The following is an 18,785-nucleotide window of genomic DNA, read 5'->3' on the forward strand; positions in this document are numbered from 1 at the left end:
TATGCTTGTCATTCAGGGCAGGGCAAATCGCACCCATTCCATTTCGGGTACCGTCCGTTGGCTTTATTACTTGGCTCATCCTTGTGCCTCGCCTCTTCAACTCCGCTCCCGGCAGAATCGTCGCGCACTCCAGAAGCGTCGGAGGATTTGCTGCGTTGCGTTGTTCAGCATGTAAGCCGATTGTCTCGCAACTCGAATTATTTGGGGTATAGCGAGAGAAATGGGATGACCAAGCTGAAGGCTGCCTCGGTAAAGGGGGCAAGCCCAGCCAGGCAATGCAAAGGTCGCGTTCCTAATCGTTCGGAGCCGTGTCGCCCATCGCACTTTCCTGGCTGGCCATATTGTTCGGTGCGTAATTAAGATGCGTTTAATAGAGTGAGGGTTCGCCGGCAGGGCGTGTTTTGAAACGCCGATGCAGCCACATGTATTGGTCTGGTGCCAGCATGATGTTTTCTTCCACCAGGGTATTCATCCATGCAGCGGCGGTTTCCTCATTTTCCAACGGTATATCCAGCTGAGCCGGGCGAATGATTAATTCATAACCCTTCCCATCAGCTCGGCGGCGGGGAACGAACGGCACAATCGCGGGTTTTGCAGCCCGAGCCAGCATATAGCTGCCGACGGTGGTAGCAGCGCTTTTAACTGCAAACAAAGGAACAAACACACTGCTGCGTGGGCCATAGTCATGATCGGGGGCGTACCAGATGATTTCACCCTGTTTCAGTGCACGAATCATGCCTTTTACGTCTTTGCGATCCAGCATGGATTTGTTAGAGCGCATTCTGCCCCAGGTCTGCAACCAGTCGATTAATTTATTATCATTGGGGCGATAAACGCCAATACCGGCGTTTTGCATACCGAAAATGCGAGCCCCTAACTCCAGCGTCAGAAAATGTAGGCCAATCAACAGCACTCCACGCTTCTGCTCACGTAAAGGCTGCATATTTTCGATCCCTATTACGGTAAACCAGCGCGTTACTCTCCAGTCTGGCCAGAACCATGCCATACCGGTTTCCATGACGCCCATACCGACAGATTCAAAGTTTTTCTTAACCAGCGTTTCCCGTTCTTCAATAGGCATATCAGGGAAGCAAAGTTGCAAATTACGGTGAGCAATAGCGACACGGCGCTTTAGAATACGCATAGACAGCCTGCCCATGCCGGTGCCGATACGATAGATGAGAGGATACGGCAGTAGTACCACCAGATAGAGCAGAATAATTCCTAACCATGTCGGCCAGTAACGTGGGTGTAGTAGTGAGCGATGAAAGGAGGGGATTTGTGTCATAGCTTTAGTATCAAAAAGCGGCGCACAGTGCGCCGACGGTTAATGGAGTGAGGTGTGTTTCTCAACAAAACAGCCGCCGGTATCCTTCTTAAGACGAAGATACGCATAGGCTTTTACCCGCAAATTCAATACGGTATTAATCATAGCATCTGTGAAATACGGATTTTAACGTTTGATGACATTGATAGGGTTTCGTGATGTTGCACGATAAATCTCCGCATGGCGCGCGGGGGGACTAATCGCTATCAGGAGGTGAATAACCCTTTGACGTAATGTGGTTCGCACCGCCAGAACTGTGGAGAAACGGTGATGCGCTTTTTTAGCCTGATTACCGCATTCCACGGCCAGAGAGGGGTGAACAATATCGCACGGCAATCGTCACTAACCCCGTTTCCTGGCGCATCTTTTGTGCGAAAGTCACCTGGTAGTTGGGGGCCGGGTGGATTTGCTGTAAAGGCGACAGACCACCGCTGGAAACATGAACAGCGGATGTCATTAATGGGGGGCATTCACTGACAGCAGGCTATCCCTCCTGTATGATGCAGCGTAAATTTATTATTTGCGCAACATTGCATTCATATCACCTTAACGTCATTCACCTCAATAAAAACAGGACAGTACACCATGCCAGTGTTACATAACCGTGTTTCGAATGAGGAACTGAAAGCGCGTATGCTCGCTGAAACCGAGCCGCGAACAACAGTGTCCTTTTATAAGTATTTTCAGTTAGACGAGCCGCAGGCTTTTCGCGATGCGTTATACATCGCCTTTCATCAGATTCAGGTATTTGGCCGTGTGTATATCGCCAAAGAAGGCATCAATGCACAGATCAGCGTCCCGGCCAGCCGATTTGAGCATTTTCGCGCTGCATTATTTAGTTCTCACCCTGTATTGGACGGGATCCGTCTGAATATTGCGCTGGAGGATGACGGTAAGTCGTTTTGGGTATTACGCATGAAAGTACGGGACCGGATTGTCGCTGATGGTATTGATGACGACAGTTTCGATCCAACACGAGTTGGTCAATACCTTAATGCGGAAGATGTCAACCGCATGGTGGATGAGCCCGATACACTGTTTGTCGATATGCGCAATCATTATGAATATGAAGTTGGTCATTTTGAAAATGCGATTGAAGTGCCTTCAGATACGTTTCGGGAGCAATTACCGATGGCGGTCGATATGCTGGCCGACGCACACGACAAGAATATCGTGATGTATTGTACCGGCGGAATTCGTTGTGAAAAAGCCAGCGCTTATATGCTTCATCATGGTTTCAAAAACGTCTACCACATTGAAGGCGGTATTATTGAGTATGTCCGTCAGGCTAAGTCGCGCGGGTTACCCCTTAAGTTTATCGGTAAAAATTTTGTTTTTGACGAGCGAATGGGAGAGCGTGTATCAGGTGACGTGATTGCACATTGTCATCAATGCGGTGAACCATGCGATACCCATGTCAACTGTAAAAATCAGGGGTGCCATTTGTTGTTTATTCAATGTCCGGCATGTGCAGAAAAATATGCCGGGTGCTGTAGTGATGTGTGTCAGGACGAAATTCGGTTACCGTTGGAAGAACAGCGTCAGCGTCGGAAGAATCGTGAGGCAAGCATGAAAATATTCAATAAATCTAAAGGATTGCTAAATGCCGCCTTAGGTATTCCTGCACCGGAAGAGAAAAAGAATTAATTCGGTGAGACGCGCAGAGCGGTTAGGCTCTGCGCGAGACATTACTTCTTGCGAATGCCTTCGATAGAAATAATCAGCTCTACTTCCTGGGAAGCAGGCCCCAGATCGGTAGTGATATTAAAATCTTTTAGCTTCAGTTTACCCTCAGCTTCAAAGCCGGCACGATAATTTCCCCATGGGTCATTACCCTGGCCAACAGGTTTGGCATCCAACGTAAGGGGTTTGGTGACGCCATTTAATGTAAGGTCACCGGTAATTTTTAATTCGTCACCCTCTTTTTTCACTGCTGTCGATGTAAATGTCGCTTGAGGGTATTTTGTTGCGTTCAGAAACTCGGCTCCGCGAATGTGTTTATCGCGTTCGGCGTGATTCGTATCTACGCTGTTGGTATTAATGGTGACGCTGACTTTATCTGCGGAAGGGTTATTTTCATCGAAAGTAAAGGCGCCGTCGAAGTCTTTGAAAGTACCATATAACCAGCTGTACCCCAGGTGTTTAATTCGGAATTGAACAAATGCGTGTTGTCCTTCCTTGTCAATTTTGTAATCAGCGGCGGAGGCAACGCCAGCCCAGGTAAACAGAGAAGCGATAACTACACCGGTGAGTGCTTTCTTAAACATGGATATGTCTCCTTTACATCCAGAATGAATTAATCAACATGTCGGCCCAACATACGTTTCAACGTAGCGTCACGATCAATAAAGTGGTGCTTGAATGCTGCCAAAGCGTGAAAGACGGACAAAATGACCACGGCCCATGCAAGATACAAATGAATCGTACCTGCAATATCAGCTTGATCCTGAACACCGCTTAACGTGGCAGGAATGGAAAACCAGCCAAATACGGAAATTGATTGGCCTTCAGCGGTAGAGATCAAATAACCGCTAATAAGAATGCTAAATAACAGCAGATAAAGAAAAATATGGGCCAGTGCCGCACCAATACGAGTCAGTGCCGAATAACTGGAAAGAGGATGAGGAGGCGGAGATATCCAGCGCCATATCGCCCGAATAAGCAGGACAACGAACAGTAATACTCCAATCCCTTTATGTATATCAGGCGCTTTGTGATACCAGGGGTCGTAATATCCCAGAGCAACCATCCATAGGCCTAATCCAAACATGCCATACACTGTGGCAGCAGTAATCCAGTGCAGGAGTATACTCGCCTGTCCATAGCGAGTTGATGTGTTACGCCAAAGCATTATTGAAATCCTTATCGTTGGTTAACAACCGTTCCGAAAACTTAAAGATATTGAAGAGTAAAATCAACATGTAAATCGAATATTAAAAATAATAAACTTATATGTCAATCGATATAGGGGGAGGGGTTAAGTATGTAATGTTATATAAATATTTATCTATTTTTGTTTATTAACTAATATCACTTCTTTATTTTTTAATTTTTTACCTCTGTATTTTATTTTTCTGGTTATTTGTCCAAAGGAACAAATAAAGTGATGAATTATTCAGAGTATAGTTATGAAAGTGAGACACCGCTCCAGAGAGCGGTGTCAGAGCTGTGAATGATATCGGTGATAAATATGAAAAATTTTAATGTTTAAGGTAGTCAGCAGGGCGGCAGTCTTTTGACTCGATTTTAGCAATGCCAGCTTCCAGAATGGAGATGAGCTGTTTTGCCACATCGGTGGTTAACCATAATGTTCGGTCAACCTGTGCTTCATTCGGCGCCTGATCCGCCGTAGAAAGGTAATGCAGACGGATCATCATCGCGTCATAACTGTCAACGGTACTGATATCCCAACCCACTAACGGGTGCGTTTGAATAATCTCATTTTTTCTGTCCATAAATACCCCTTATTGACTAGTTACTACCGTGAGTGACTAAACGAGGTTTAAGACGGCTCTTGTAGCTGAGCAATATCAGTATATCTCCGCCGGATTCATTTATGGAAATTAAATGTAAAAAAAACTCAAGTGGATGTTTCGGTTAATTATCTTGGAAAGTGAACAACAGGAATTGAACAAAAATAGTACAGTATCTTAATGTTAAGAAAGGGATTCAGCGCTACGCCTCATAGCGAAACGAGAAGGCAAAACGACAGCGCTGAATCGCTGGATACTTATGTGGCGATAGGCGCCTGTTGCGATGGACGTCGGGATTAGTCGTTTTGAATAAACCAGTCGTCAGCGCTCTCCCATGTCTCCTGCAGGATTTCCGATATTCTTTCTTTATCGTCCTTACTGCCGCCGAAAACACTGAGGTTATTTGTAGCTGCATAACGAATATGCACAGAAGTATCCGGGTAAATGCCATGAACCCGATGACTCAATTCGCTTGTCAATGCTTCAAGTGCGCCGACAGGCAGTGGGGTGGTTTTTGCCAAAGTGAGTTCAATACGCATAGTTGTCTCCTTTTTTACTGTATTTTTATACAGCGCCCAAAGAAAAGCAACAATCGTGAACAAAAAATGTATAGACGCCCCCGCCCGGGTCGGGGGCATACTATCAGGCAACCGACCAGTTCAGACTCTGGCCAGCAAGGAATGGAATGATGCTTTCTTCACCCGCTGGTATCTCTTCTGGAAATTGTACTGGCTGACGGTGCAGTTCCAGCGTCTCTTCATTAACCGGTAGCCCATAAAAACGAGGGCCGTTCAACGAGCAGAAGGCTTCCAGTTTATCCAGTGCGTTCAACTCTTCAAACACGGTGGCGTAGGCGCTGAGTGATGCTTGTGCATTGAAAACGCCGGCACAACCACAGGATGACTCTTTACGATGTTTGGCGTGGGGCGCAGAGTCGGTGCCGAGGAAAAATTTCTCACTGCCGGAGGCAACGGCTTCGCGTAGTGCCTGCTGGTGTATGTTGCGCTTGAGGATTGGCAGGCAGTACAGGTGCGGGCGAATACCGCCTACCAGCATATGGTTGCGGTTGAACATCAAGTGTTGCGGAGTAATGGTGGCCGCCACGAAGCGATCGGCTGATTGTACATACTGCGCCGCTTCACGAGTGGTAATGTGCTCGAAAACCACTTTCAGCTCCGGGAACTGCTTACGCAGCGGTTCCATGATTCGTTCGATGAAACGAGCCTCGCGATCGAAGATGTCGACTTCCGGGTCGGTGACCTCACCATGCACCAACAGCGGCATTCCCAGTTTTTGCATCGCTTCCAGTATGGGATAGATAGTTTTGATATCTGAAACCCCATGACTTGAGTTTGTCGTGGCATGTGCCGGGTAAAGCTTGGCAGCAGTAAATACGCCTTGCTGATGGCCGGAGATTATCTCGTTTTTGTCCAGTGACTCAGTCAGATAGCAGGTCATCAGCGGCTGGAAGGTCTCACCGTCAGGAACAGCGGATAAAATCCGTTGCCGATATGCTTCGGCCTGTGCCACGCGGGTAATGGGCGGCGTCAGATTCGGCATCACGATGGCTCTGGCAAACAAACGACTGGTATAGGGCAGTACAGCCTTGAGCATCTGATCGTCACGCAGATGAAGATGCCAGTCGTCAGGACGGCGAATCTTCAGGATAGTCGACAAGGGGGTCATGAAAACTCCGGCAGTCAGTAAGTAGCATCCCTGAAGCAGGGGGAAATACGGCGGGGAATAAGCATAAGCGGAAAATGTCGCTAATGCATCCGTTCGTTGCGAAAAGGTTGAAATTAGCTTGTTGTTGGCGTTTTATGGTTGGATATTCAATTGGTTGTTATATAAATGGAGCATTATGATGGAAATTCGTATCGTTGCCACTATTCAGGCTAAACCGGAATTTATTAATGAGGTCACAGCAGTTGTTCGTCAGGTTGTAGCACCGAGCCGCCAGGAAGCGGGCAACTTGCAGTATGAATTGCATGAGGAACTGAATAAAAGCGGTTCATTCGTGTTTTTTGAACGCTGGAAAAGTCAGGAAGCGATCAATGAACATGAAAAGACCGCCCATTTTCAAGCGTTTGTCGCTCAGCTTGAAGGCAAAACTGAAGGCATTGATATTAAGTTGCTACAGGTCGTAGCTTAAAAAAATGCCCGTCATAGACGGGCACTGAATGGAAGAAAAAGCACCTGCAAACGCCAGGTGCTTTTTTCATATCACTCTACAGGGCGAGTTGCGGGTGCGCTGGCTTGATTAACGGCAGCATGACCACCTGCGGAACCTTTGCCTGTAAATTCAAATGCCGGGCGCTGCCAGTCACTCACGCGTGGAGCATCCGGAATGTATGCCGGAGCCGGTGCACGCGTCATTGGCGCAGTGGCGTGATGCTGACTCGTCGCTACCACAACAGAGACACTCTCGACAAGCGCCGGCGTAACGGCAGGCTCTTCGGCAACGGGCGTGATCTCGGCCTGTTCCTGAGCTTGAGTCACCAGTGGTTGTTCAGCGACCTGAGCCGCCATGGATTCATCGCCGTCGGCTACGGTCTCATTATCCGGAACAGCATCAGCAGGCGTTTCTCCAGCATCGGCAATCTTATCTACAACCTGAGGCGCAGGCGCCTGAGGCTCCGTAGACGGCGATATGTCTTCCTGAGCCTGTTCCGGCACATTGGCTTCGGCAGGCTGAGTATCGCTGCTGGATTCGGTTGAATCCTGCTGTGTTGGAGACGATGCCGGTGCTTCTACGATTGGAGTGCTTGCAGGCGTTGCGGCCACAACCTCTGCAACCTCGGTCAACACCGCTGCAGCGGCGAGTTCCGGCGCGGCAGAATGCTGCACGTCGTCGGCAGGCGTAGCGGTACTTTCTTCAATCCATTCCGCCTGTTGCGGCTGTGCGATTGGGTAATGAACCCAAACTTTACCTGAAGCCATTTCCGGTGAGGCGGAAGCTTGCGCCAGTGGCATCGGTGATTGCGTCGGGTAGCGCTCATCACGGTAGCGACGGCGGCGTTGACCGCTGACACGCAGATGACGAGGTGAACGACGGGAACGGCGAGGCAAGCCATTTTCACGGCTGTTTTCCGTTGCGGCAACATCATTCTCCGTATCCGCGACATCCGTGACCGGAGCAACGGAATCCAGCGTTTCTTCTGCCTGAGAAGATGGCACGTACGTAACAGAAAGAGGTGCTGCGCCAGCGTCTTCTCCTGTGGCGTTACTCTCTTCAATCCTTACTTTTTGGGTCAACTGGCGGCGTTGACGACGCGGCATTACCTGTGCTGGTTTTTCCTGTTCGGTAACAACATCTTCTGTCTCGGCGGCGGCATTGTTCAGTTCTTTGACTTCACCCTGCGCCTGACGTTTTTCTTCCTGGCGGCGACGCTGACGCTCAGCGCGTTGTTCGCGGCGTTGCTCATCACGTACGGCTTTATCCTGAACCGACGTATCCGTTACAGGGGCGTTTTCAACGTCTGCATTCTGCTGCTGTACGCGTTTGTTACGACGCTGCTCATCACGTTCACGCGGTTCGCGATTGTCGCGAGGACGATCCCGACGGCCGGACTGACGGCGATTGTTCCGACGTTCCGGCCTTTGCTCCTGCTCGTCGGATTCCGCTTTAGCGGTATCGGCAGGCTGCTGGTCTTTGCCGTCGTCGGATGATGCGAAAATCCCCTTCAGGGCGCCGATAAAACGTCCGAACAAACCCCGTTCAGGAACAGCGGGTTTGGCTGCGGCAGGCGGAGTCGCCGTGACCACCGTCGATTTGGCTTCATCGGGCGGAATATCCGGCATAGTGAACGAAACCAGCGCTGGTTGTTCGGGTGCACGGCGTTCAGCGACTTGCTCTTCCGTTACCTGCTGAGATTCAGCATCCAGTAACTGAGGCAACATGTAGCTCAGGGTTTGTTTTTCTTCACCTTTGCGGATGCGCAGCACGGAGTAGTGCGGCGTTTCCATCCCATCATGCGGCACGATAATAGCGCGAACGCCGCCTTGACGTTTTTCGATTGCATTGACGGCTTCGCGTTTTTCGTTAAGCAGATAAGACGCGATAGGCACCGGTACAATCGCATGGACTTCTTTGGTGTTTTCTTTCAGCGCTTCTTCTTCAATCAGGCGCAGGATAGACAGCGACAGTGATTCATTGTCACGAATAGTGCCGGTGCCGCTACAGCGTGGACAGACGTGGTGGCTGGATTCACCCAGCGACGGGCTTAAGCGCTGGCGTGACATTTCCAGCAGGCCAAAGCGGGAAATACGGCCAATCTGAATACGGGCACGATCCTGGCGTACCGCGTCACGCAGGCGGTTTTCCACCTCACGTTGATGGCGAACCGGAGTCATGTCAATGAAGTCGATGACAATCAAACCACCCAAATCGCGCAGACGCAACTGGCGAGCGATTTCATCGGCAGCTTCCAGGTTGGTGTTGAATGCGGTTTCTTCAATGTCGCCGCCGCGAGTTGCCCGGGCGGAGTTGATATCAATAGCGGTCAGCGCTTCGGTGGTATCGATGACGATGGAGCCGCCCGAGGGCAGACGCACTTCACGCTGGAAGGCGGACTCTATCTGCGATTCAATCTGATAATGGCTGAACAGCGGAATTTCACCGGTGTACAGTTTGATTTTGCTACTGAAATCCGGGCGACCCAGCGCAGCGATATGCTCTTTAGCCAGCTCCAGAATTTTGGGATTATCGATCAGAATTTCACCGATGTCCGGGCGCAAATAGTCACGAAACGCGCGGACAATCACGTTGCTTTCCTGATGAATCAGGAATGGCGCCGAGCGGCCTTCCGCTGCTTTTTTGATAGCCTCCCAGTGCTTCAGACGAAACGCCAGGTCCCACTGTAATGCGTCGGCGGATTTACCTACCCCGGCGGTACGGACGATCAAGCCCATCCCATCCGGCAGTTCCAGTGAGCCCAACGCTTCTTTCAGTTCGGTACGGTCATCGCCTTCGATACGACGGGAGATACCGCCTGCGCGTGGGTTGTTTGGCATCAATACCAAATAGCTGCCGGCGAGACTAATAAAAGTGGTTAAAGCGGCGCCTTTGTTGCCGCGTTCCTCTTTATCCACCTGAACGATAACTTCCTGACCTTCACGCAGCACGTCTTTGATGTTCGGACGACCGTGAGAGTTGTAATTGCTGGGGAAGTATTCGCGGGCGATTTCTTTGAGAGGAAGGAAGCCGTGTCGCTCTGCGCCGTAATCAACAAAAGCGGCTTCAAGGCTAGGTTCAATGCGGGTGATTTTGCCTTTGTAAATGTTTGCCTTTTTTTGCTCGTGTCCGGGGCTTTCAATATCCAAATCATAGAGCCGCTGACCATCAACCAAGGCAACACGCAACTCTTCCTGTTGAGTTGCGTTAATCAACATTCTTTTCATCGTACATAACTCGTTATTTTTACTTACATTATTGATAGAGCTGCGGATGAACGCGGTGCATGACCGGAGGGGACCGATGGCCTCGTGTCTTATCGCAGGGGCGTCAACCTCACGGTTGTCGCCTGCATAGAGGCGCATGTTTCGGTAGCCTGTATTTCCTGATGAAATACAGCACGTTTACTGCGGGAACAGCTTCTGAAAGTAGGTTGCCAGATCTGATTCCATATGCCGGCCAAGCTGCAAACCACAGCTCGCTAACTGCCTGATTATTCAATACGTCTTACGCCATTGCTGCGTTTATGAGTAATCAGACAAATATAATAATTCCGCAATTTCCCTTGTTCTACCGGAAATCAGCACGGAAAGCCAAAGCATTATTCCATTGCTGCTACGTCGTTAGCAAGGTGACTTTGCCTGTCAATATAAAGTTTATTGTGCTGCTTTTAATCAAACTGATGCCGATTGGTGCTGAAACCAGTCTGGTCATGGGCAGTAACAATATCTTCATAAGCCAGACTGACAGTTAACCATAGAAAAAGATGTGGCGCTATCGATGTGTGCTCTTTAGAATCCGGCTCCATGAAAACAGAGAATCCAACCGTACAATTTCTGACGATTTCCGCCGAGGAAGCCGGTCAGCGAATCGACAATTTTTTGCGTACGCAGCTTAAAGGCGTGCCGAAAAGCATGATTTATCGCATCCTGCGCAAAGGCGAAGTGCGGGTAAACAAAAAACGCATCAAGCCGGAATATAAGCTGCAGGATGGCGATGAAGTGCGTATTCCGCCGGTGCGCCAGTCTGAGCGTGAAGAGGCGGCGGTTTCCGCCAGCCTGGATAAAGTCTCCGCTCTGGCTGATTGTATCCTCTATGAAGATGATCATCTGTTGCTGCTGAATAAACCGTCGGGTACTGCCGTGCATGGCGGCAGTGGGCTCAGCTTCGGGGTAATCGAAGGCCTTAGAGCTCTGCGCCCTGATGCGCGCTTTCTGGAACTGGTCCATCGTCTGGACCGCGATACGTCCGGGGTTCTGCTGGTGGCGAAAAAACGCTCGGCCCTGCGTTCGCTACATGAGCAGTTGCGCGGGAAGGGTATGCAGAAAGACTATCTGGCGCTGGTGCGCGGTCAGTGGCAATCGCATTGTAAGTCGGTCCAGGCCCCTTTGCTGAAGAATGTGCTGCAAAGCGGTGAGCGTATCGTTCGGGTGAATAGTGAAGGGAAGCCGTCGGAAACGCTGTTCAAGGTAGAGGAGCGGTTCGATTGCGCCACGCTGGTGCGCGCCAGTCCGGTGACCGGACGAACCCATCAGATTCGTGTTCATACTCAGTATGCCGGCCACCCGATTGCGTTTGACGATCGGTATGGTGATCGCGATTTTGACGCGCAACTGACGGGGACTGGGCTCAAACGCCTGTTTCTCCATGCGCAGGCATTACGTTTCGAACACCCTCATACCGGAGAGATGCTGCGTATTGAAGCGCCGCTTGATGAGGCATTACGCCATTGTCTGCAGGTTTTGCGGCAGCGACAGAACTCGAAATAACCTTATACGCACGCCGGCCTTACAACGGTGAGGCGTGCGCAACGGTTTTCAAGGCAATACGGTTTCAAAGTAACAAGGGATTTACACCTTCTTCGCGCAATAACTCCAGCAGCGTAATCAACGGCAATCCTATCAGGGTATTGGGATCACGCCCTGATAGCCGGTCGAACAAGGTGATGCCAAGCCCCTCGCTTTTAAAGCTGCCTGCACAGTCAAGCGGCTGCTCAATATCAACGTAGCGTTCAATTTCCCGAGTACTGAGTGTACGAAAGTACACGTCAAACGGCTCAACGACTGATTGCAGATGCGCCGTCGAACTGTTGAATAACGCCAGGCCGGTATAAAAGGTGATGCATTGCCCACTGGCTTGTTGTAACTGGCGTATCGCGTTTTCCGGCGTGTGCGGCTTTCCGGTAATCGCTCCTTCCAGTACACAGACCTGATCGCTACCGATAATAAGGTGGTTCGGATAGCGGTTGGCCAGCGCTCGCGCCTTGCTGATAGCCAGTCGGCGAACCAGCGAGACGGTATTTTCACCATCATGAGGCGTTTCATCAATATCAGGCGCGGCGCATACAAACGGCAATCCTAATTTTTCCAGTAGAGCTTTGCGATAAATAGACGTAGAAGCGAGCACAATCCGGGACATAAATTTAAACCAGGCCATAGCGTAATCAGGGAATGCATTTTAAACTGCTTGTCGCTCTGGAAGCGAATAGGGGTGTGCGAAAGCAAATTTGGGTGAAAGTACTGACCTCGCCACCTTTTTCTTTGACTCTCCGTCGTTACGACGTTAATATGCGCGCCCTATGCAAAAGGTAAAATTACCCTTAACCCTTGATGCGGTTCGCACTGCTCAAAAGCGTTTAGATTATGTTGGTGTCTATACGGCTGAACAGGCGATGCGTGTTGCCGACTCAGTGGTTAGTGTGGACAGCGATGTGAATGCGACGCTGTCGTTCAGCATTGACAGCCAGCGGCTGGCGGTGATTGATGGACAGGCTGATGTAACGGTGACGTTGCTGTGTCAGCGCTGCGGCAAGCCTTTCGAACATCAGGTCCACACCACGTTCTGTTTTAGCCCGGTCATCAGTGATGAGCAGGCCGAAGCCTTGCCGGAAGCTTATGAGCCTATCGAAGTCAATGAGTTCGGTGAGGTTGATTTGCTGGCGATGGTTGAAGATGAGCTTATCCTCTCTTTGCCCATTGCGCCGGTGCATGATTCTGAACACTGTGAAGTGTCCGAAGCGGATATGGTGTTTGGTCAGTTGCCCGCTGAGGCGGAAAAACCGAATCCATTTGCCGTATTAGCCAGTTTAAAGCGTAAGTAATTAAGGAGTAAGGTCCATGGCCGTACAACAGAATAAACCTAGCCGTTCCAAACGTGGTATGCGTCGTGCTCACGATGCGCTGACCACTTCCGCTGTATCCGTAGATAAAGTTTCCGGCGAAACACATCTGCGTCATCACGTCACTGCGGATGGTTACTACCGCGGTCGCAAGGTTGTTGCCAAGTAATTCTTGCGATTTAGCAAGGAAACACTTTGACGCGCCTAACCTTGGCGTTAGATGCAATGGGCGGGGACTTCGGTCCCCGCATTACAGTGCCTGCTGCGTTGCAGGCACTGGCTTCTAATCCAGACCTCCATTTGCTGTTGGTCGGCGATCCTTCTGCGCTTACTCCATTACTTGCCAAAGTCGATTCTTCGTTATCTTCCCGTTTGGAAATTGTGCCAGCTGAATCGGTCATTGCTGGCGATGCGCGCCCGTCTCAGGCTATTCGTTCGAGCCGGGGGACATCTATGCGCATTGCTCTGGAGCTGATCCGGGAAGGACGGGCGCAAGCCTGCGTCAGCGCGGGTAATACCGGCGCGTTGATGGGATTGGCGACACTGTTGATTAAACCCATTGAGGGGATTGATCGCCCGGCCTTGGTGACCATGCTGCCTCATCAGCAACATGGCAAAAGCGTCGTATTGGATTTAGGGGCGAATGTTGACTGCGACAGTTCGATGTTGGTCCAGTTTGCCGTGATGGGGTCCGTCATGGCGGAAGACGTGCTCGGATTACCGAACCCGCGAGTGGCGTTGCTGAATATCGGTGAAGAAGAAAGCAAAGGGCTTGCCAGTATTCGGGATGCCGCAGCGCAATTAAAAATGATGCCTTCGATTAACTATATCGGTTATCTGGAAGGTAACGAATTACTGACCGGCAAAACGGATGTGGTGGTCTGTGACGGCTTTGTAGGTAACGTCACATTAAAAACTATGGAAGGTGTCGTGCGAATGTTTCTGTCTCTCCTGAAGGGGACGTCCGGTAGGGGAGAAAGTCGGCAAGCACAGCCATGGTGGTTGAAATTTTTAGGGCGTTGGCTGCAAAGACGTCTGGCCAGGCGTTTCGGACACCTGAACCCTGACCACTATAACGGTGCATGTCTGTTAGGATTACGTGGAACTGTCATAAAAAGCCACGGTGCTGCGAACCAAAATGCGTTTGCTGTAGCGATTGAACAGGCGATGCAGACGGTGCAGCGGCAACTCCCGGAACGGATTGCGTCGCGACTAAAGGCTGTATTACCCAAGAGTGACTGAGCGTACATGTATACAAAGATTCTCGGAACGGGAAGTTATTTGCCCGAACAAATCAGAGCGAACTCTGATTTAGAAAAAATGGTGGATACGTCGGATGAATGGATCGTCACACGTACCGGTATTCGTGAGCGTCGCATTGCTGCGCCGGATGAAAGCGTTGCTTCAATGGGGTATCGCGCTGCGCAGAACGCCCTTGAAATGGCAGACGTCGATAAGAGCCGGGTGGGATTGCTGATCGTAGCGACGACATCTTCCAGCCATGCGTTCCCCAGCGCGGCTTGCCAAATCCAGCAGATGCTGGGCATCAAAGATACGATCGCCTTTGATCTTGCAGCCGCCTGCGCCGGCTTTGCCTACGCGTTGAGCGTGGCCGACCAGTATGTGAAAAGCGGTGCGGTGGAATATGCGCTGGTCATCGGGTCAGATGCTTTGTCAAGAACATTGGATCCGGCTGATCGCGGCACGTTGATTCTGTTCGGCGACGCTGCCGGCGCCGTGCTGTTAGGCCGCTCGGACGAGCCGGGTATTCTTTCTACACATCTGCACGCCGATGGCAGTTATGGCAACCTTCTGACGTTGCCTCATGCGGATCGTCATGAACCGCAGCCTGCTTATTTAACGATGGCGGGTAATGAAGTATTTAAAGTTGCGGTAACAGAACTCGCCCACATTGTAGAAGAAACGCTGGATGCGTCCGGCCTGGATAAAAGTGAGCTCGACTGGCTGGTTCCCCATCAGGCGAATTTGCGCATTATCAGCGCTACCGCTAAAAAATTAGGTATGGGGATGGATAAAGTGGTCGTCACGCTCGATCGCCATGGCAATACCTCCGCCGCGTCCGTCCCTTCGGCGCTGGATGAGGCCGTTCGTGATGGGCGGATTCAACGTGGACAGTTGATTCTGTTGGAAGCATTTGGCGGCGGCTTTACCTGGGGCTCCGCTCTGATTCGTTTTTGATTAATCTGGACGTATTACTATGACGAAATTTGCAATGGTATTTCCCGGTCAGGGGTCTCAGTCTGTCGGTATGTTGGCTGAACTGGCCGAACAGTTTCCGTTGATCAAAGAAACGTTTGACGAAGCGTCCTCGGTGCTGGGATATGACTTGTGGCTGCTTTCCCAGCAGGGGCCGGCGGAAGAACTGAATAAAACCTGGCAGACCCAGCCGGCTTTATTAACCGCCTCAGTCGCGCTTTGGCGTGTCTGGCAGCAACAGGGCGGCCCGTTGCCGGCATTGATGGCGGGCCACAGTCTGGGAGAGTACTCCGCACTGGTCTGTGCCGGGGTTATGGATTTCAGACAGGCGGTTAGTCTGGTTGAACTGCGCGGTAAGCTGATGCAGGAAGCCGTGCCGGAAGGGACTGGTGCGATGTATGCTATCATCGGTCTTGATAATGACGCGATCGCTGCTGCCTGTGCCGAGGCTGCGCAAGGCCAGGTGGTTTCACCGGTCAATTTCAATTCGCCGGGTCAGGTAGTGATTGCCGGTAGTAAAGACGCCGTTGAGCGTGCCGGTGCCGCGTGTAAAGCCGCGGGTGCGAAACGTGCTTTGCCGTTGCCGGTCAGTGTGCCGTCTCACTGTGCGTTGATGGAACCGGCGGCACGTAAGCTGGCGGAGGCGCTGGAGGCCATCACGTTCAACACACCGAACGTGCCGGTAGTGAATAATGTGGATGTGCGTGCTGAATCTGCGCCGGAAGCCATCCGCAGCGCGCTGGTGCGCCAACTGCATAATCCGGTTCGCTGGACGGAGTGCGTCGAATACATGTCTGCGCAGGGCGTTTCTTCCCTGCTAGAGGTTGGCCCTGGCAAGGTACTGACCGGGCTGACCAAACGAATCGTCGATAGCCTCACGGCGACGGCGATTAATGATCCTGCTTCCTTATCAGCAGCGCTTGAACAGTAAAACGGTGAAGATAATGAATTTTGAAGGAAAAATTGTCCTGGTGACGGGCGCTAGTCGTGGTATTGGCCGGGCTATCGCCGAGACGTTGGCTGCCCGCGGCGCCACCGTAATCGGTACTGCCACCAGTGAGAAAGGGGCGGCGGATATCAGCGCATGGCTGGGGCCGAAAGGTAAAGGTTATGCGTTGAACGTTACGGACAGTGCCTCAATAGAAAGCGTTTTGGCCAGCATCAAAGAAGCATTCGGCGATATTGATATTCTGGTGAACAATGCCGGGATTACGCGCGATGATCTGATGTTGCGTATGAAAGATGAGGCCTGGCAGGAAGTACTGGATACCAACCTGAGTTCCGTTTTCCGGCTGTCCAAAGCAGTGTTGCGCGCCATGATGAAAAAACGTTTTGGTCGCATCATTACCGTAGGGTCCGTGATCGGTTCCCGCGGCAATTCTGGTCAGGCCAACTATGCCGCTGCCAAAGCGGGGTTGGTTGGTTTCAGTAAATCACTGGCTCAGGAAGTGGCGTCTCGCGGTATCACCGTTAACGTGGTGGCGCCTGGCTTCATCGAAACCGATATGACTCGGGCATTGACAGAGGAACAACGCGCGGGCATTTTGACGAATGTTCCGGCCAATCGTCTGGGTGATGCTAAAGAAATCGCCAGTGCTGTAGCGTTTTTAGCCTCTGATGAGGCGGGTTACATTACTGGCGAAACATTGCATGTCAATGGTGGCATGTATATGATCTGATAAGTAACACCGTAATTTGCGTTAATTTGCAGCGAAAACTGCAAAAAGCACAAAATCTTGGTTCGACCAGTATTGATTTTGTTGCATCTTTTTCAACATTTTATACACTACGAAAACCATCGCGAAAGCGAGTTTTGATAGGAAATTTAAGAGTATGAGCACTATCGAAGAACGCGTTAAGAAAATCATCGTTGAACAGCTGGGTGTTAAGCCGGAAGAAGTCGTGAACAATGCCTCTTTCGTTGATGACCTGGGCGCTGATTCTCTTGACACTGTTGAACTGGTAATGGCATTGGAAGAAGAATTCGATACCGAAATTCCAGACGAAGAAGCTGAAAAAATCACGACTGTTCAGGCAGCCATTGATTTCATTCAGGCTAACCAGCAGTAATCGAACATATCTAGGCGGTCGCTCGACCGCCTAAGTTTTCTTCTACCTCAGTATCATTTTTTTCCCTCCCTGGAGGATAAGCGTGTCTAAGCGTCGAGTAGTTGTGACTGGTCTGGGCATGTTATCTCCTGTCGGCAATACAGTAGCGTCAACCTGGAATGCTCTTCTTGCCGGTCAGAGTGGTATCAGCCTGATTGATCATTTCGATACTAGTGCCTATGCAACGCGTTTTGCTGGCTTAGTAAAGGACTTTAACAGTGAAGATTTCATTTCGCGCAAAGAAGCGCGCAAGATGGACGCCTTCATTCAATACGGAATTGCAGCAGGCATTCAGGCCATGCAGGACTCAGGCCTTGAGGTAACGGAAGCTAATGCGGGTCGTATCGGGGCTGCTATCGGGTCGGGTATTGGTGGTCTGGGGCTGATCGAGGAAAACCATGGCGCGCTGATGCATGGTGGTCCGCGTAAAATCAGTCCGTTTTTCGTACCGTCAACCATTGTGAATATGGTCGCCGGGCACCTGAGCATCATGTTCGGTCTGCGCGGGCCTACCATTTCGATTGCCACCGCCTGTACTTCCGGTGTGCATAACATCGGCCACGCTGCGCGCATTATCGCGTATAACGATGCCGATGTTATGCTGGCCGGCGGGGCTGAAAAGGCCAGTACGCCGCTGGGCGTCGGCGGGTTCGGCGCGGCGCGGGCTTTATCGACCCGTAATGACAATCCACAGGCGGCAAGCCGTCCGTGGGATAAAGATCGCGACGGTTTTGTCTTGGGCGACGGTGCCGGCATTCTGGTACTGGAAGAGTATGAACACGCTAAAAAGCGCGGAGCGAAAATCTATGCCGAAATCGTCGGTTTCGGCATGAGCAGCGATGCCTACCACATGACGTCTCCGCCGGAAAACGGTGCCGGAGCGGCCCTGGCGATGGAAAATGCCTTGCGTGATGCCGGTATCACGACAGAAAAAATCGGATATATCAACGCGCACGGAACTTCAACGCCGGCAGGCGATAAGGCTGAAGCTCACGCGGTGAAATCGGTTTTCGGTGCGGATACTCGGGTGTTGGTCAGTTCAACCAAATCTATGATCGGTCACTTGCTGGGTGCTGCGGGTGCGGTAGAGTCAATCTTCTGTATTCTGGCGCTGCGTGATAATGCCGTTCCGCCAACCATCAACCTGGATAATCCGGATGAGGGTTGTGATCTGGATTTTGTGGCACACGAAGCGCGTCAGGTTGCCGGCATGGAATACACGCTGTGTAACTCCTTTGGCTTCGGCGGAACCAACGGTTCTGTGGTGTTCCGTAAAGTTTGATGTGATGTTTTAATAATGAGCCCGGTTCTGCCGGGCTTTTTTTTGTCTGTCAAATAGGATATTGCTGCTTGCCGGACACACCAATG

General features: G+C 51.0%; 19 protein-coding genes. 11 read left to right on the plus strand and 8 right to left on the minus strand.

The genetic code is table 11. The features are described from left to right. Positions 1-367: 367 nt before the first annotated feature. On the minus strand, positions 368-1,288 hold the full coding sequence (locus tag FDP13_RS06375; RefSeq protein WP_012769331.1) for a Kdo(2)-lipid IV(A) acyltransferase: 921 nt from the start codon (positions 1,286-1,288) through the stop codon (positions 368-370). Between the two features lie 624 nt (positions 1,289-1,912). Here FDP13_RS06375 and FDP13_RS06385 point away from each other — a divergent pair. Further along, on the plus strand, positions 1,913-2,974 hold the full coding sequence (locus FDP13_RS06385; RefSeq protein ID WP_143839041.1) for a rhodanese-related sulfurtransferase: 1,062 nt from the start codon (positions 1,913-1,915) through the stop codon (positions 2,972-2,974). Between the two features lie 41 nt (positions 2,975-3,015). Here FDP13_RS06385 and FDP13_RS06390 read toward each other — a convergent pair whose 3' ends face one another. The 5 genes from FDP13_RS06390 to pyrC form a co-directional block, all read right to left on the minus strand. Continuing rightward, positions 3,016-3,594, minus strand: coding sequence for a YceI family protein (locus FDP13_RS06390; RefSeq protein WP_012769333.1), 579 nt, complete (start codon positions 3,592-3,594; stop codon positions 3,016-3,018). Positions 3,595-3,623: 29 nt separating this feature from the next. After that, positions 3,624-4,178 carry a cytochrome b gene (locus tag FDP13_RS06395; protein ID WP_012769334.1) on the minus strand — a complete coding sequence of 185 codons (555 nt, stop codon included), beginning with the start codon at positions 4,176-4,178 and terminating at the stop codon, positions 3,624-3,626. Between the two features lie 349 nt (positions 4,179-4,527). Next, positions 4,528-4,782: a biofilm formation regulator BssS gene (gene bssS / locus FDP13_RS06400; RefSeq protein ID WP_012769335.1), complete on the minus strand. Its 255-nt coding sequence runs from the start codon at positions 4,780-4,782 to the stop codon at positions 4,528-4,530. A gap of 314 nt (positions 4,783-5,096) precedes the next feature. Then, positions 5,097-5,339, minus strand: a complete 243-nt coding sequence (dinI, locus tag FDP13_RS06405; RefSeq protein WP_012769336.1) for a DNA damage-inducible protein I — start codon at positions 5,337-5,339, stop codon at positions 5,097-5,099. A gap of 103 nt (positions 5,340-5,442) precedes the next feature. Next, on the minus strand, positions 5,443-6,486 hold the full coding sequence (pyrC, locus tag FDP13_RS06410) for a dihydroorotase (protein ID WP_143839042.1): 1,044 nt from the start codon (positions 6,484-6,486) through the stop codon (positions 5,443-5,445). A 178-nt stretch (positions 6,487-6,664) separates the two neighbouring features. On the opposite strand from pyrC, the gene FDP13_RS06415 reads away from it, so the two are divergent. Further along, a complete protein-coding gene (locus tag FDP13_RS06415; RefSeq protein ID WP_027711694.1) occupies positions 6,665-6,952 on the plus strand; it encodes a putative quinol monooxygenase in 288 nt (95 codons plus the stop codon). Positions 6,953-7,023: 71 nt separating this feature from the next. On the opposite strand, the gene rne is transcribed toward FDP13_RS06415, so the two are convergent. After that, on the minus strand, positions 7,024-10,200 hold the full coding sequence (gene rne, locus FDP13_RS06420) for a ribonuclease E (protein WP_143839043.1): 3,177 nt from the start codon (positions 10,198-10,200) through the stop codon (positions 7,024-7,026). Positions 10,201-10,779: 579 nt separating this feature from the next. On the opposite strand from rne, the gene rluC reads away from it, so the two are divergent. After that, the gene (rluC, locus tag FDP13_RS06425; RefSeq protein ID WP_012769340.1) at positions 10,780-11,742 is read left to right on the plus strand and encodes a 23S rRNA pseudouridine(955/2504/2580) synthase RluC; all 963 of its coding nucleotides are present in this window, start codon (positions 10,780-10,782) and stop codon (positions 11,740-11,742) included. Between the two features lie 64 nt (positions 11,743-11,806). Here rluC and FDP13_RS06430 read toward each other — a convergent pair whose 3' ends face one another. Next, positions 11,807-12,391 (minus strand): nucleoside triphosphate pyrophosphatase, encoded by a 585-nt coding sequence (locus tag FDP13_RS06430; RefSeq protein WP_143839044.1) that lies wholly within the window; start codon positions 12,389-12,391, stop codon positions 11,807-11,809. Positions 12,392-12,551: 160 nt separating this feature from the next. Here FDP13_RS06430 and yceD point away from each other — a divergent pair, with 160 nt between their 5' ends. From yceD to fabF, 8 genes are all read left to right on the plus strand, one after another. Next, a complete protein-coding gene (gene yceD, locus FDP13_RS06435) occupies positions 12,552-13,073 on the plus strand; it encodes a 23S rRNA accumulation protein YceD (protein ID WP_012769342.1) in 522 nt (173 codons plus the stop codon). 16 nt (positions 13,074-13,089) lie between these two features. Beyond that, a complete protein-coding gene (gene rpmF, locus FDP13_RS06440) occupies positions 13,090-13,260 on the plus strand; it encodes a 50S ribosomal protein L32 (protein ID WP_012769343.1) in 171 nt (56 codons plus the stop codon). Positions 13,261-13,286: 26 nt separating this feature from the next. Further along, positions 13,287-14,333 carry a phosphate acyltransferase PlsX gene (gene plsX, locus FDP13_RS06445; RefSeq protein WP_033576265.1) on the plus strand — a complete coding sequence of 349 codons (1,047 nt, stop codon included), beginning with the start codon at positions 13,287-13,289 and terminating at the stop codon, positions 14,331-14,333. Between the two features lie 6 nt (positions 14,334-14,339). Beyond that, positions 14,340-15,290, plus strand: a complete 951-nt coding sequence (locus FDP13_RS06450) for a beta-ketoacyl-ACP synthase III (RefSeq protein WP_012769345.1) — start codon at positions 14,340-14,342, stop codon at positions 15,288-15,290. Positions 15,291-15,309: 19 nt separating this feature from the next. Then, positions 15,310-16,239, plus strand: coding sequence for an ACP S-malonyltransferase (gene fabD / locus FDP13_RS06455; protein ID WP_143839045.1), 930 nt, complete (start codon positions 15,310-15,312; stop codon positions 16,237-16,239). A 13-nt stretch (positions 16,240-16,252) separates the two neighbouring features. Then, the gene (fabG, locus tag FDP13_RS06460) at positions 16,253-16,987 is read left to right on the plus strand and encodes a 3-oxoacyl-ACP reductase FabG (RefSeq protein WP_012769347.1); all 735 of its coding nucleotides are present in this window, start codon (positions 16,253-16,255) and stop codon (positions 16,985-16,987) included. 154 nt (positions 16,988-17,141) lie between these two features. Then, positions 17,142-17,378: an acyl carrier protein gene (gene acpP, locus FDP13_RS06465; RefSeq protein WP_012765204.1), complete on the plus strand. Its 237-nt coding sequence runs from the start codon at positions 17,142-17,144 to the stop codon at positions 17,376-17,378. 82 nt (positions 17,379-17,460) lie between these two features. After that, positions 17,461-18,699, plus strand: coding sequence for a beta-ketoacyl-ACP synthase II (fabF, locus tag FDP13_RS06470; RefSeq protein WP_012769348.1), 1,239 nt, complete (start codon positions 17,461-17,463; stop codon positions 18,697-18,699). Positions 18,700-18,785 lie beyond the last annotated feature (86 nt).

This window comes from Dickeya sp. ws52, assembly GCF_007210685.1.
In the GTDB taxonomy this organism is placed as follows: domain Bacteria; phylum Pseudomonadota; class Gammaproteobacteria; order Enterobacterales; family Enterobacteriaceae; genus Dickeya; species Dickeya chrysanthemi.

Bases quoted from the DNA above. Each gene is read 5' to 3' on its own strand.
- FDP13_RS06395 (WP_012769334.1), bottom strand. From the start codon at position 4,178: ATGCTTTGGCGTAACACATCAACTCGCTATGGACAGGCGAGTATACTC.
- rne (WP_143839043.1), bottom strand. From the start codon at position 10,200: ATGAAAAGAATGTTGATTAACGCAACTCAACAGGAAGAGTTGCGTGTT.
- FDP13_RS06415 (WP_027711694.1), top strand. From the start codon at position 6,665: ATGGAAATTCGTATCGTTGCCACTATTCAGGCTAAACCGGAATTTATT.
- acpP (WP_012765204.1), top strand. From the start codon at position 17,142: ATGAGCACTATCGAAGAACGCGTTAAGAAAATCATCGTTGAACAGCTG.
- bssS (WP_012769335.1), bottom strand. From the start codon at position 4,782: ATGGACAGAAAAAATGAGATTATTCAAACGCACCCGTTAGTGGGTTGG.
- FDP13_RS06430 (WP_143839044.1), bottom strand. From the start codon at position 12,391: ATGTCCCGGATTGTGCTCGCTTCTACGTCTATTTATCGCAAAGCTCTA.
- fabD (WP_143839045.1), top strand. From the start codon at position 15,310: ATGACGAAATTTGCAATGGTATTTCCCGGTCAGGGGTCTCAGTCTGTC.
- FDP13_RS06375 (WP_012769331.1), bottom strand. From the start codon at position 1,288: ATGACACAAATCCCCTCCTTTCATCGCTCACTACTACACCCACGTTAC.
- fabG (WP_012769347.1), top strand. From the start codon at position 16,253: ATGAATTTTGAAGGAAAAATTGTCCTGGTGACGGGCGCTAGTCGTGGT.
- FDP13_RS06385 (WP_143839041.1), top strand. From the start codon at position 1,913: ATGCCAGTGTTACATAACCGTGTTTCGAATGAGGAACTGAAAGCGCGT.
- FDP13_RS06450 (WP_012769345.1), top strand. From the start codon at position 14,340: ATGTATACAAAGATTCTCGGAACGGGAAGTTATTTGCCCGAACAAATC.
- rluC (WP_012769340.1), top strand. From the start codon at position 10,780: ATGAAAACAGAGAATCCAACCGTACAATTTCTGACGATTTCCGCCGAG.
- FDP13_RS06390 (WP_012769333.1), bottom strand. From the start codon at position 3,594: ATGTTTAAGAAAGCACTCACCGGTGTAGTTATCGCTTCTCTGTTTACC.
- pyrC (WP_143839042.1), bottom strand. From the start codon at position 6,486: ATGACCCCCTTGTCGACTATCCTGAAGATTCGCCGTCCTGACGACTGG.
- yceD (WP_012769342.1), top strand. From the start codon at position 12,552: ATGCAAAAGGTAAAATTACCCTTAACCCTTGATGCGGTTCGCACTGCT.
- dinI (WP_012769336.1), bottom strand. From the start codon at position 5,339: ATGCGTATTGAACTCACTTTGGCAAAAACCACCCCACTGCCTGTCGGC.
- rpmF (WP_012769343.1), top strand. From the start codon at position 13,090: ATGGCCGTACAACAGAATAAACCTAGCCGTTCCAAACGTGGTATGCGT.